The organism is Streptomyces fructofermentans (assembly GCF_014651055.1).
Classification (GTDB): Bacteria; Actinomycetota; Actinomycetes; order Streptomycetales; family Streptomycetaceae; genus Streptomyces; species Streptomyces fructofermentans.
Window position 1 is genome coordinate 44,083 of record NZ_BMWD01000037.1, and the last position, 13,127, is coordinate 57,209.

The 13,127-nt window shown below is 73.2% G+C and carries 10 protein-coding genes; 2 read left to right on the forward strand and 8 right to left on the reverse strand.

What is annotated here, in order from left to right; all coding sequences use genetic code 11:
* Positions 1 to 3 precede the first annotated feature (3 nt).
* A complete protein-coding gene (locus IE265_RS34105) occupies positions 4 to 2,148 on the forward strand; it encodes an acetate--CoA ligase family protein (protein WP_190039640.1) in 2,145 nt (714 codons plus the stop codon).
* A gap of 123 nt (positions 2,149 to 2,271) precedes the next feature.
* Positions 2,272 to 3,660 carry an OFA family MFS transporter gene (locus IE265_RS34110; protein ID WP_190039641.1) on the forward strand — a complete coding sequence of 463 codons (1,389 nt, stop codon included), beginning with the start codon at positions 2,272 to 2,274 and terminating at the stop codon, positions 3,658 to 3,660.
* A gap of 335 nt (positions 3,661 to 3,995) precedes the next feature.
* Here the strand turns inward: IE265_RS34110 and IE265_RS34115 are convergent, their stop codons facing one another.
* The 8 genes from IE265_RS34115 to IE265_RS34150 all read right to left on the reverse strand — a co-directional run bounded on the left by IE265_RS34115 (position 3,996) and on the right by IE265_RS34150 (position 12,907).
* Complete coding sequence (locus IE265_RS34115) at positions 3,996 to 5,051, reverse strand: sugar phosphate isomerase/epimerase family protein (protein ID WP_190039642.1); 1,056 nt, start codon at positions 5,049 to 5,051, stop codon at positions 3,996 to 3,998.
* A gap of 46 nt (positions 5,052 to 5,097) precedes the next feature.
* Positions 5,098 to 6,642, reverse strand: coding sequence for an alkaline phosphatase family protein (locus IE265_RS34120; protein WP_229916841.1), 1,545 nt, complete (start codon positions 6,640 to 6,642; stop codon positions 5,098 to 5,100).
* The gene (eboE, locus tag IE265_RS34125) at positions 6,639 to 7,808 is read right to left on the reverse strand and encodes a metabolite traffic protein EboE (RefSeq protein WP_190039643.1); all 1,170 of its coding nucleotides are present in this window, start codon (positions 7,806 to 7,808) and stop codon (positions 6,639 to 6,641) included. Before eboE ends, IE265_RS34120 begins: the two co-directional genes overlap by 4 nt.
* 3 nt (positions 7,809 to 7,811) lie before the next feature.
* Positions 7,812 to 8,741: a TatD family hydrolase gene (locus IE265_RS34130; protein ID WP_190039644.1), complete on the reverse strand. Its 930-nt coding sequence runs from the start codon at positions 8,739 to 8,741 to the stop codon at positions 7,812 to 7,814.
* Entirely contained in the window at positions 8,741 to 9,448 is a 708-nt protein-coding gene (locus tag IE265_RS34135) for an EboA domain-containing protein (RefSeq protein ID WP_190039645.1), read from the reverse strand. Before IE265_RS34135 ends, IE265_RS34130 begins: the two co-directional genes overlap by 1 nt.
* Positions 9,445 to 10,557 (reverse strand): sugar phosphate isomerase/epimerase family protein, encoded by a 1,113-nt coding sequence (locus tag IE265_RS34140; RefSeq protein ID WP_190039646.1) that lies wholly within the window; start codon positions 10,555 to 10,557, stop codon positions 9,445 to 9,447. The genes IE265_RS34135 and IE265_RS34140 overlap by 4 nt, the downstream gene beginning before the upstream one ends.
* Positions 10,554 to 11,579, reverse strand: coding sequence for an SCO3242 family prenyltransferase (locus tag IE265_RS34145; RefSeq protein WP_373303086.1), 1,026 nt, complete (start codon positions 11,577 to 11,579; stop codon positions 10,554 to 10,556). The genes IE265_RS34140 and IE265_RS34145 overlap by 4 nt, the downstream gene beginning before the upstream one ends.
* A 170-nt stretch (positions 11,580 to 11,749) precedes the next feature.
* Positions 11,750 to 12,907, reverse strand: coding sequence for an inositol-3-phosphate synthase (locus IE265_RS34150; RefSeq protein WP_190039648.1), 1,158 nt, complete (start codon positions 12,905 to 12,907; stop codon positions 11,750 to 11,752).
* Positions 12,908 to 13,127 lie beyond the last annotated feature (220 nt).

Consider the following 13,127-nt stretch of genomic DNA (forward strand, 5'->3'; position numbering starts at 1 on the left):
TTGATGGCCGAAGACCGGGTACTGAGGGTGCGCGCGCTCCTCGACGCCGTGCGGGCCGAGGGGCGGACGGCGCTGACCGCGCCCGAGGGAAAGGTGATCGCCGACGCGTACGCGATCGCCGTCCCCGGCGAGGAGCTGGCCACCGACGTGGACGAGGCGGTGGCCCACGCGGCCCGCTTCGGCGGCCCCGTCGTCATGAAGATCGTCTCCCCCGACATCCTCCACAAGACGGACGCGGGCGGTGTGATCGTCGGCGTGCAGGGCGCGGGAGACGTACGGGCCGCGTTCCACAGCATCGTCGAGAACGCCCTGGCCTACGCGCCCGGCGCCCGGATACACGGCGTGCAGGTGCAGGAACTCCTGCCCCAGGGCCAGGAGGTCATCGTCGGCGCGGTGACCGACCCCACGTTCGGGAAGATCGTGGCGTTCGGGCTCGGCGGTGTGCTCGTCGAGGTCCTCAAGGACGTGACGTTCCGGCTGGCCCCCGTGGAACCCGACGAGGCGCTGTCGATGCTCGACTCGATCCGCGCAGCCGAGGTCCTGCGCGGGGTCCGAGGCGCGCCCGCGGTCGACCGCTGGGCGATCGCCGAGCAGATCCGCCGGGTGTCCGAACTCGTCGCGGACTTCCCGGAGATCGCCGAGGTGGACCTCAACCCGGTGATCGCCACCCCGGAGGGCGCGGTCGCCGCGGACATCCGCGTCATCCTCGCTGACTCGGTGGCAGCGCCGCGCCGCACCTACACGCGCGAGGAGATCCTCGTCTCGATGCGCCGGCTGATGCAGCCGTCGTCGGTCGCGGTGATCGGCGCCTCCAACGAGCAGGGCAAGATCGGCAATTCGGTCATGCGCAACCTCGTCGACGGAGGTTTCGCGGGAGAGATCCACCCGGTGAACCCCAAGGCCGATGACATCGTGGGCCGCAAGGCGTACAAGAGTGTCACCGACGTTCCCGGTGAGGTGGATGTGGCGGTCTTCGCGATCCCCGCCAAGTTCGTGGCCTCGGCCCTGGAGGAGGTGGGACGCAAGGGCATCCCCAACGCCGTCCTCATCCCCTCCGGCTTCGCGGAGACGGGTGAACAGGCCCTCCAGGACGAGATCGTGGCCATCGCGGAACGCCACGGCGTCCGGCTGCTCGGACCGAACATCTACGGCTACTACTCGACGTGGCAGGACCTCTGCGCCACGTTCTGCACGCCCTACGACGTCAAGGGGGGCGTGGCGCTGACCTCGCAGTCCGGTGGCATCGGGATGGCCATCCTGGGCTTCGCGCGCACCACCAGGACGGGTGTCTCCGCGATCGTGGGGCTCGGCAACAAGTCCGACCTGGACGAGGACGACCTGCTGACCTGGTTCGCCGAGGACCCCAACACCCATTGCATCGCGATGCACCTGGAGGACCTCAAGGACGGGCGGGCCTTCGTGGAGGCCGCCCGGGCGACCGTCCCGAAGAAGCCGGTGATCGTGCTGAAGGCGGGCCGTACGGCCGCCGGGGCGAAGGCGGCCGGCTCGCACACGGGCGCGCTCGCGGGCGACGACGCGGTGTACGACGACGTCCTGAGGCAGGCCGGGGTGATCCGGGCACCCGGGCTCAACGAGATGCTGGAGTACGCGCGCGCCCTGCCGGTGCTGCCGACCCCCCGGGGCGACAACGTCGTGATCATCACGGGAGCCGGCGGCAGCGGGGTGCTGCTGTCCGACGCGGTGACCGACAACGGCCTTTCGCTGATGGAGATACCGCCGGACCTCGACGCCTCCTTCCGGGCGTTCATCCCGCCCTTCGGGGCCGCGGGCAACCCGGTCGACATCACGGGCGGCGAGCCGCCGTCGACGTACGAGGCGACCATCCGCCTGGGTCTGGAGGACCCGCGGATCCACGCGCTCGTCCTCGGCTACTGGCACACCATCGTGACCCCTCCCATGGTCTTCGCCGAACTCACCGCGCGCGTGGTGGCCGAGTTCCGCGAACGCGGGATCGAGAAGCCCGTGGTGGCGTCGCTCGCGGGCGACGTCGAGGTCGAGGAGGCGTGCCAGTACCTCTTTGAGCACGGCGTCGTGGCGTACCCGTACACGACCGAGAAGCCGGTGGCCGTACTCGGCGCGAAGTACCGCTGGGCGCGCGCGGCCGGGCTGTTGGGGGGCGGTTCATGACGTGACCGAGTGCGGGGGCGGGCCGACGGTGCGCGTCGCCCCGCCCCGGGACCCGTGCGCACACGAAAGGCATTGGACAGGGGGCGCTGGCCAGATCTTTCGACGCAAGGGGTGCTACGCGACATGACGACAACCGACTTCACGACATCCGTCCCCTACAGGGAGGTGACGGACCGCAACGGCCGCCTGTACCGGATCGGTGAGACCGACCGGGACATCATGGGCCGACCACGCTGGACCATGGTGCTCTTCCCCTGGATGGGGATGATGGGCATCAGTTCCTCGGAGTACGCGTTCACCTCCGCCGAGGACACCCTGCACGAGGCCCACCTCTGGGACAGTGGGCACATCTTCTGGTTGATGGGCGTCTGGGTCTTCTTCCAGGCGGCCGTCGCCTTCCCGGCGGGGCAGCTCCGCGAGAGCGGGCGACTGCCGGCGCGGTACGCCATGATGCTCGGCGCGCTCGGCACGGTGCTCGGCTATCTCTCGCTGGCCTTCGCGCCGCACGTGATCGTCGCCTACATAGGCTTCGGCATGTTCAGCGGTATCGGCGCCGGCCTCGTCTACGCGACCTGCGTGAACATGGTCGGCAAGTGGTACCCGGAGCGCAAGGGCGGCAAGACCGGCATGGTCAACGGCGGTTTCGCCTACGGCTCGGTGCCCTTCGTGTTCCTCTTCACCTCGTACATGGACCTGTCCAACTACGAGACCGTACTGGTCCTCGTGGGCGTGATCTGCTGCACGGTCGTCGCGGTGTCCGGCTGGTTCTTCAAGGACCCGCCGAAGAACTGGTGGCCGTCGCAGGTCGACCCGCTGAAGACCTCCGACGACCCGCGCGTCGTGCGGGCCCTGGCCAAGAACCCGCCGGCGGTGAAGCAGTACACACCGCGGGAGGCCGCCAGGACGCCCGTCCTGTGGATGATGTGGTTCTGTCTGCTCTGCACGGCCGGCATCAACATCTTCGGCATCGCCATGCAGGTGCCGTTCGGCAAGGAGATGGGGTTCGCCGGCGGCATCGTGGCCACCGCCATGTCGCTGAAGGCGATCGTCAACGGCACCGGACGCGGGGTCATCGGCTGGATCTCGGACCGCTACGGACGCCGGAACACACTGGTCATCGTCTGTATCGTCCTCGGCTGCTCGCAGTTCGGCGTGTTCCTCTCCGGGAACATGGGCTCGATGCCGTTCTTCCTGTTCTGCTCCATGGTGTCCGGCTTCGGCGGCGGAGCGATCTTCCCGCTGTTCGCCGCGATGACCGCCGACTACTTCGGCGAGAACAACAACGCCTCCAACTACGGCATGGTCTACAGCTCCAAGCTCATCTCGGGTCTCGTCGGCTCCGGTGTGGGAGCCCTCGTCGTGAGCGCCTGGGGCTACGGCGGCGCCTTCGCGCTGGCCGGCTGCATCGGACTCGGGTCGGCGGTCCTCGCGCTGTTCCTGCGGGCTCCCGGCCGCCCGGACCCGCGACGGGTCGTGCCCAATCCGCATCCGATCGGTGAGGAGATGGCCTGACACGGCGGCGGACCGCCCGAACCTCCCGCCCGACCCGCGGCACCTGCGCCGCACGCACCGCACGCACCGCACGCACCGCACGCACCACCCGTACCGACCGCTCGTCCCGTTCTCCGGGGCTCCGTGACCGCTCCCCCGCCCCGGCGGCGGAACCTGCCGTTCCTGTACGCCGCACCCGTCCCCGACCGCTTCGGCGAGAACGACCGAGACCGACCCGAACAACCGAGAACGACCGAGAACGACCTGGAGGGGGCCTCCCCGTGGCCTTGGGGGAGGCCCCCTCCTCGTGTCTCACGCCGTCCGGGCGCTCCGTCCGGGAACGCCCCGAGCGGCGGTCAGCACTTCTCGCGCAGCGAGTGCAGGTGCTCGCTGGACTTCCTGGCGAACTCGAACGACTCGACGGGGTTGTCGTGCTCGGCCTGCCAGTGGTGGGCCAGGCGGTGGCCGCGCAGGCGGGTGACACCGGAGATGAACCGCTGGTAGTCGATGTCGCCGTCGCCCACGTCCGTCATCCGGTAGCCGTAGGTGTTCGACGGGTCGCTCACCCCGTCCTTGACGTGGAAGAGCGGGTAGCGGTTCGGCTGCCTGAGCACGTAGTCGAGGGGCTCGAAGGGCGCGGGAGTGCCGTCCGGCCGCTTCGAGAAGCGGAACTGCCCGGAGTACGCCCAGTAGATGTCCATCTCCAGGAACACGAGCTTCGGATCGGTCTCCGCCAGCAGGACGTCGTAGAGCCGGACCTTCGGGTTGTCGGTGGCGAAGGAGAACTCCTCGGAGTGGTTGTGCTGGTAGAACTTCATGCCGCGTGCCTTCGCCGCGGCACCGTAGGTGTTGAACTCCTCGGCTGCCCGCTTCCACGCGTCGACCGTCGAGCCGTAGCGGAACGGGCCCGAGGCCGTCCCGATGTGCTTGAGGCCGAGCGCCTGGGCGTCGTCGAGGACCTTGTCGAGGTTCTGGGCGAAGGTGTACGCGTTCGGGTCGCTGGAGTAGTAGCCGACGTGGCTGCCTATCGGATCGAGGCCGTGGTCGCGTGCCAGCCGCTTCAGCTGGGCGAGCGTGATCGGGCCCGCCGAGCCCTGGGTGTAGCCGGCGAACTCGATCTCGTCGTAGCCGTACTTCGCGAGTTCGGCGAAGACGGGCGCGAAGCCGAGCGTGGAGACCTTGTCGCGGAGGCTGTAGAGCTGGATGCCCAGACGGCCGGGGGGCAGTACGGGACGGCCGCGCCCCTTGCCGGCGGCGGCCGCCGCGGGGGTGGCGGCGGTGCCGAGCAGGGCGGCCGCGGTCGCTCCCGCGGCGACGCCGAGCATGCCTCTCCTGCTGAGGCGGCGGGCGAGTTCCGGATCGTCGTTCTTGCTGGTGGCGGCTGTGTGGGTGGTGCGGCTCAAGCGGGTCATGCCGGGTATCTCCTCAGGTGGAAGGGCGTTGTCGGTGGCGGGTGCTTCACTGGTGACCGGTCGGAGGAGACGGGTCACGGGAATCCGCGGGCGGTCCCGCGGGCAGGTGCCGGCGGTCGAGGCCGGCGAGACGGAGCAGCAGTGACTTCACATCGGTGGCCGCGACGCGGTCGCCGACTGCGCGGGGCGTGGAGCAGATGATGAGCGGACCGTCGTCGTCACTCAGCGGGAGGCGGCCGTGGCTGCCCCTGATGGGCGAGGGGTCGAGAGGCACGACCGCCATGCGGTAGCGCATGCCGAGCTTCTTGCGGGCCAGCGCGGTCGCGGCCTTGACCTTGACGTACGGGTCGAGCGGGTCCATGAACAGCTCGACCGGGTCGTAGCCGGGTTTGCGGTGGATCTCGACGAGCTGCGCGAAGTCGGGCGCGAGGGCGTCGTCGAGCCAGTAGTAGTACGTGAACCAGGCGTCCGGCTCGGCGACGGCCACCAGCTCGCCCGACCGGGGGTGGTCGAGGTGGTGGGTCTTCTTGCCCTCGTCGTCGAGGAGTCGCTCGATGCCCGGCAGATCGGCGAGCGCCGCCTTCGTGGCCTCCAGGTCCTCGGGGCGGCGCACGTAGACGTGGGCGATCTGGTGGTCGGCGACGGCGAAGGCCCGTGAGGCCATCGGGTCGAGGTACTCCATGCCGTCCTGCGTGTGCACTTCGAGGAGTCCGGCGCGGCGCAGGGCCCGGTTGATGTCGACCGGGCGGTCGGCACGGGTGATGCCGTACTCGGACAGGGCGACGACCGTACGGCCCTGGGCGCGGGCGTCGTCGAGGAGGGGCGCCATGGCCGCGTCCAGGTCGGCGGCGGCCTTCAGCGAGCGCGGGTCGTCGGGACCGAACCGCTGCAGGTCGTAGTCGAGATGGGGGAGGTAGCAGAGGGTCAGGTCCGGGTCGCGGGTGCTCATCACGTGCCGGGTGGCGTCGATGATCCACCGGCTGGAGACGAGGTCGGCGCCGGGTCCCCAGAAGTGGAACAGCGGGAACGTGCCGAGCTTCGAGGTGAGTTCGTCGTGCAGGGCCGGGGGGCGGGTGTAGCAGTCGGGTTCCTTGCGGCCGTCGGCGTAGTAGACCGGTCGGGGGGTGACGGTGTAGTCGGTGTCGGCTCCCATGGCGTACCACCAGCAGATGTTGGCGACCGTGTAGCCGGGGTGCGCGCGCCGGGCGGCGTCCCACAGCTTGTCGCCCGCGACGAGCCCGTTGTGCTGGCGCCAGAGCAGGACGTCGCCGAGCTCCCGGAAGTACCAGCCGTTGCCGACGATGCCGTGCTCGGCGGGGTGGGTGCCGGTGAGGAAGGTGGACTGGGCGGCGCAGGTCACGGCGGGCAGGACGGTGCCCAGCGGCGCCTGCGAGCCGGTCTGCGCGAGGGACTTGAGGTGGGGCATGTGGTCGAGGAGGGGAGGCGTGAGGCCGACGACGTCCAGGACGAGCAGCTTGGTGGGCGCCGCGTACCCGTCGTTCGGGCCGTGCGGGTCCTTCCGGTCCTTCCGGTCGTGCGGGTCGTTCGCGTCCGCGCTCGGCGGCGGTGTCGGGCTCGTGCGGCCGCTCATGGCAGCTCCTTCAGGCCGAGGTCCGTCAGCAGGTCGCGGGCGAGCATGAGTTCGGCGGCGATGCCGTCGGCCAGCTGGGTCCGGCCGCGGGGGCGCAGCTCGGGCGGGAGCGCCTGCCAGGTGTACGTCTCGACCTCCAGGTGGCGGGTGAGCGGATGCGGTCCGCCGACCAGCCGGGCGAGGGTGTCCTTGAGGACGGGGAGGGTGGAGGTGAGGGGCGCGGCGGGGGCCGCGTGGAGCGGGACGTGGAAGTGGGCGCGCCAGGGCGAGGCGTCGGGCAGCGCGTCCGCGCGGAGCGCCTCGCCCAGGTCGTCGGTGCCCCTGAGCCCGGCGGCGGTGAGGGTGCGGGTCTGGTGCAGGAAGCGGGGTTCGTCGAAGGCGGCGAGTGCCTCGCGGACCTCGGGGAGGTGGGGGTGCTCGGCGTGCAGCGCGGCGGAGAGCTGCGACTTGACGACCGGGACGCCGGCGGCGGCCAGTGCCGTCAGGGCGGTGTGCGGGTCCTCGAAGGAGGTGGCGAGGTGGCAGGTGTCGACGCAGACGCCGATGCGGTCGTGGGCGATCGCGGTGAGCGGGGCGATGGCGTCGGCCGTGGTCTCCACGGTGCAGCCCGGTTCGGGTTCCAGACCGACTCGGATGGAGCGGCCGGTCAGCTCCTCAAGCGCGTCCAGGCGCTCGGCGAGCGTGGCCAGGGCGGCCCGCGCCCGGGCGGCCGACGCGTCGTCGTACACCGTGCGCCAGGCGAGCGGCAGCGTGGAGACGGTGCCCTCGGTGACGTCGTCGGGCAGGAGCCCGGCGAGGACGCGGGCCAGCGCGGTGGTGTGGTCGAGGCGCTCCGGGTCGGCCCAGTCCGGCTTGTAGACGCGGTACTTGACCTCCTCGGCGCCGAACCCCTCGTAGGGGAAGCCGTTCAGGGTGACGACTTCGAGGCCGCGGCAGTCGAGCTGGGTGCGCAGTCCCCGCAGTGCGGACGGGTCCGTGACGAGGGCGTGGGCGGCGTCCTTGGCGAGCCACAGGCCGATGCCGAGCCGGTCGCGTCCGAGCCGCCTGCGCACGGGTTCGCAGTGGTCGCGCAGTTGGGCGAGGACGCCGTCGAGGGTCTCCGCGGGGTGGACGTTGGTGCAGTAGGCCAGGTGGACGGTGGAGCCGTCGGGGTGGCGGAAGCGCATGGCTCACGCCTCCGGGCTGGCGGGGACGGCGGCCGTCTCCTGGGAAGCCGGGGACGCCTGGGTGGCCGGGGACGCCGGGTCCGTCCTGGGGGCGCCCCGGAGGATGGAGTTGCCCTCGTGGGTGGCGTCCGTGCCGGCGACGTCGAGGTCGAGACGGCCGCTGAGGCCGTAGAAGGCGACGGGGTTGCGCCACAGCACCCGGTCGACCTCGTCCTCGGTGAAGCCCGCCTTCAGCATCGCGTCGGCGACCCGCCGGGTCTTGAGGGGGTCGCTTCTGCCCCAGTCGGCGGCCGAGTTGACCAGTACCTTCTCCGGGCCGTACTCCCGCAGGACGGCGACCATGCGCTCCTCGTCCATCTTGGTGTCGGGATACACGGAGAAGCCCAGCCAGCAGCCGCCGTCCTTGGCCTCGGCGACCGTGGTCTCGTTGAGGTGGTCGATCAGGACGCGGTCCGGGGCCAGCGCGGACTCCCGGACGACGTCGAGGGTCCGGCGCAGACCGGCGAGCTTGTCGCGGTGCGGGGTGTGGACCAGCGCGGGCAGGCCGTGGTCGGCGGCGAGCTGGAGCTGGGCGGAGAGGGCGGCGTCCTCCGCGGGGGTCATCGAGTCGTAGCCGATCTCGCCGACGGCCACGACGTGGTCCTTGACGAGATAGCGGGGCAGTTCGTCGAGGACGGGGAGGCAGCGGGGGTCGTTGGCCTCCTTGGGGTTCAGGGCGAGGGTGCAGTGGTGGGCGATGCCGTACTGGGCCGCCCTGAACGGCTCCCAGCCCAGCAGGGCGTCGAAGTAGTCGAGGAAGGAGGCCGGGGAGGTGCGGGGCTGGCCGAGCCAGAAGGAGGGTTCGACGACGGCGCGGACACCGGCGTCGTACATGGCCTCGTAGTCGTCCGTGGTCCGTGACGTCATGTGGATGTGGGGGTCGAAGATGCGCATCAGGACTCCTCGCCGTCGGTGCCGTGGGGGGTGCGGGGGCTGCGGGGGCCGGCCGGTGCCGCCGGATGCCCGGTCAGGGCGAGCACGCGGTCCAGGTCCTCGGGTACGGGACGGCCCGCGGCGGTGCGCTCGGCCGCGTAGTCGCCGAGCATGCGGGCGAGTTCGGGGTCGTCGTGGGCGCGGCGGGACAGCTCTGCCACGGAGTCCACGGGGACACCGGTGAACAGGCACTTGAGGACGGCGTGCCGCCAGGCGTGGGCGTCGAGGTGACGGGCCGCGTACGGTCCGACGGCGGCGGCCACCAGGCGGGTGTCGTTGGTCCGCAGCGCGTCCTCGACGACCGGCAGGGCGTCCGGGCCGCGCACCAGGTGGGGCAGGGCCCGCAGCACGGCGCGGCGTTCGTCGGCGGTGCCCTGGCGGTAGACCCGGGCCAGCGTGGGCGCGTCGGCGCGGGCCGCGTGCAGCAGCAGGACCCGCGCGGCCTCGGCGTGCTCGGCCCCGCAGCGACGGCCCGCCTCCGCGATCCGCAGTTCCCACACGGAGATGGGCCCGTGGCTGCCCGGATGGGCGGCGGCCTCGTCGAGCGCCTGGTCGAGCCAGGCGCGGGCACCGCCGTCGAGCGCGACGTCCAGCCGGGTCCGCAGGACGGCGAGCGCCGGCGGGACGGTGTCCGCCCCGGTGCCGAGGGTGTCGTGGCGGTGGTTCACGGGGTTCTCCCTTCGGGGACGGGATCGCTCTCACCGGGGATCGGCCGGTCGGCGGAGCGCGGTCGGACGGTCGCTGCCGCGCGGTGGAGGAACGGGAGGGACCGCCGGGCCTGGTCCGGACCGGCGTGGGAGTGGCGGGGCAGTTCGACGGAGACCAGGCCCTGGTAGCCCACGTCGGCGAGGGCTTCGAGGACGGGCGGGAAGTCGATCTCCCCCTCGCCGAAGGGCAGGTGCTCGTGTACGCCTCGGCGCATGTCCTCGATCTGGACGTGGCGCAGCCAGGGGGCGGCGGCCCGGACGCAGTCGGCGGGCGGCCGGGGTTCGAGGCACTGGCAGTGGCCGATGTCGAGGGTGAGGCCGAGGGCGTCCGGGCCGCCGAGTTCGGCGCGCAGCCGGTGGAAGTCGGCGAGGGTGGCCAGGAGGTGGCCCGGTTCGGGTTCGACGGCCAAAGGGACACCTGCGTCGGTGGCGGCGTCGAGCACCGGGTCCAGGGCTGCGCCGAGGCGCTTCCAGAGGACGTCGTCCACCCACTCCCCGGCCGGTCCGCCCTGATGCGCCCCGGCCGGTCCGACCCGGGGCCCACCACCCGTGTCCCACTCCCCCGCGTGGGTCGCGGTCGCATGAGCCGCGCCGGGCGTCTCCCGCGCCGCGACCGCTTCAGGGGCGGGCGCGCCCTGCCCGGGAGCGGTTTCCGGGCGGATGCCGCTGAAGCAGTGGACCGCCTGCGCTCCGAGGTCGGCGGCGACCCGTACGGCCGTGACCAGCAGGTCGACGCGCCTGGCGCGCTGCTCGGGGTCCGGGTCGAGGAGTGAGGGGCCGTGCTTGCGGGCCGGGTCGAGGACGTACCGGGCACCCGTCTCCACCGTGACGCCCAGGCCGAGTTCGCCGAGCCTGCGCGCGATCCGCCGGGTCCTGGCCGTGAGGTCCGGGGCGAGCGGGTCCAGGTGCATGTGGTCGAGGGTCAGGCCCACGCCGTCGTAGCCGAGGTCGGCGAGGAGCGCGAGGGCGTCGTCGAGGCGGAGGTCGGTGAGCCCGTTGGTGCCGTAGGAGAAGCGGAGGGGGCCGCCGGTGCGGACCGGGGCCGTCCGGGGGTTCGGCTGGGGGCTCATGTCACGCTCACCTTCCGGCCGAAGCGGCGGGCGGCCGGGGCGAGGGCCGCCGTCAGCAGAGCGGTGACGGGGGCGCCGGCCCGGGCCGCGAGCGCCGCCTGGAGGGGGATCATGGCCCGGATGCCGCCGCCCACGGCACGCTGGGTGAGCGGGGGCGAGGGGTTCAGCGCCGCGTGGAGGAGGGGGCGGGCGGAGGTCGCGGCGTACGCGGCGGCGAGCCCCGTCCGCAGGACCGCCTCGGCGGACACCGCGGACCGTGGGGTGCCGTCCCGCCTCCGACGGCCGGCGTGCTCTGGGCCGGTCGCGCGGGCCACCGACCAGGTCAGTAACGCCGTCGTGGCCAGCGCGCCGAGCGGGGCCCGTACGGAACCGCCCCGGGTCTCGTGCCGGGAGACCGCGGTGACGGCGAGTGTGTGCCCGGCCAGGGTGAGGGCGGACGGCCATGCCTTCCGGGTGCCGCGGTCGGCGGCGGCCCCGCCCAGCAGGAGGTCCAGCCCCCGCGCCGCGGCCATGGCCGCGGGGCCCGCGGGTGTGTGCTTGAGGACGAGGTCGTACGACCAGACCGTGGCCGCCAGTGCTCCGGCGACCGCGAGCGGAGCGCGGCCCGTCCGGGACGCCAGGGCCAGACCGGCGAGGGTCAGTCCTCCGGCCGCCGCGAGGGCCGCGTTCGGTGCGACGCGCCCCGACGGCAGCGGGCGGTGCGGGCGGTCCACGGCGTCCTCGGCCCGGTCGGCCCAGTCGTTGAGGGCCATGCCCGCCTCGTAGAGGCACAGGGACGAGGCGACGGCCAGCAGGGTCCTGGAGTCCGGGCGGGCGCCGACCGCGGCGGCGCCCGCGAGCGCATCACCGGGGACGGTGAACAGCGCGGGCAGCCGCAGGAGTTCGGCCCACGCGCGCAGGTCCGGACCCCTCGCGGCGACAGCGGCCGGAGCGGGGTCGGGGGCCGGCGCGGGGTCGGGGGCGGGCGCGGGGGCGGCGGCCGGCGCGGGGTCGGACGCGGCGGCCGGGTCGCGGTCGGTCACGGGGACCGTGCCCGCGTCCCCGGACGCCGAAGGAACCGGAACCGACACAGGCACCGGCACCGGCACCGGCACCGGCACCGGCACCGGCACCACCCCGCCGACCGGCGACGGCTCCCGCCCCGGTCCAGCCCCCGCTGCCGGCAGCCCGGTGCCGCGTCCCCGCGTCCCGCTCATCGCCGCACCTCCGGGACGCCGTCGCGGCCCCCGGGTCGGCGCAGGCGCTCCGCGAGGCCGAGCAGGCGCGCGTACTGCTCGCCGAGGGCGGCGGGCCCGTTGCCCACCGGATCCTTGAAGTAGAAGCCGAGTTCGCCCAGCGGTCCCGACAGTCCCGCCTCGTGGGCGCGGGCCACCAGCCGGACGAGGTCGAGGACGAGCGGGGCGGCCAGGGCCGAGTCGCAGCCCTGCCAGGTGGTCTGGAGGACCATCCGGGTGCCGAGGAAGCCGTCGAACGCGATGTGGTCCCAGGCCGTCTTCCAGTCGCCGAGCGCCGGTACGTCGTCGATGTGGACCTCGCCCTCGGGAACCGTGCCGAGGGTGTCGGCGAGGACACGTTCCTTGCCCGCGTTCTTCGCCGCCGCGGCGGCCGGGTCGGCCAGGGCGGCGCCGTCGCCGCCGCCCAGCAGGTTCGTACCGGACCAGGCGCGGACCGCCAGGGCGCGCTGGGCGAACATCGGGCCGAGCACCGACCGCAGCAGGGTCTGGCCGGTCTTGCCGTCGCGTCCGGCGTACGGCAGCCCGCTCGACCCGGCGGCCGTCGCGAGCGAGGGGTGGTGCAGGCCCGCGGACGGTGTGAAGTTGACGTACGGACAGCCGGCCCGGAGCGCGGCCGCCGCGTAGAGGGAGCTGGCGGGCAGCGCCGACCCGGTGGGCACGGGCTCGGTGGAGGCCACGTTGACGACGACCGCTCGGGCCAGACCGTGCCGGCCGACGAAGTCGCGCAGGTCCGAGGCCAGGGACTCGACGAGGTCGTCCTCGTCCCGGGTGTCGCCCGGCAGCGGTCCGCCGATCCGGATCTCCCGGTCTGCGGCGGCCAGTTCGGCGTGGACGGCGGAGGGCAGGCCCGGCGGCAGGACTCCGCCCGCGGCCAGCGCCTCGGCCCGTTTCGGCAGGGGGCAGTCCACGACGTCGTGGCCGCCGAAGACGAGGGCGGACAGCGGGGGGAGTCCGCAGTCGGCGAAATCGGGGGTCTCGGTGACCATGCCGGTCGGCGGGTGCAGTCCGGCGGTCACGGCGGCGCACCCCGCGACGGCCGTGGTGGCGACGGAGCCGCGGGCCCCGATCAGCCACACCCCGACCCGGGGACGGACGACGGACGGTTCGGCGGACATGGGCAGCCTCCTTGTCGTACGGGGACCTCAGCAGCCGGATGGGGCGGCGGGGCGTGCGGGTCCGGGCACCGGAACGGGCGGTCCTGGACGAACCGCCCGGGGGACTCCGGGCCTGGCCGCGACGCCCGCCGGGCACGACCGCGACGGCCCGGGACGGGGCCGCGGCGGATCGGTGCCGGGGGCCGAGGCGGTGGGCGGGAGTCCGGCGTCTCCCGCCCAC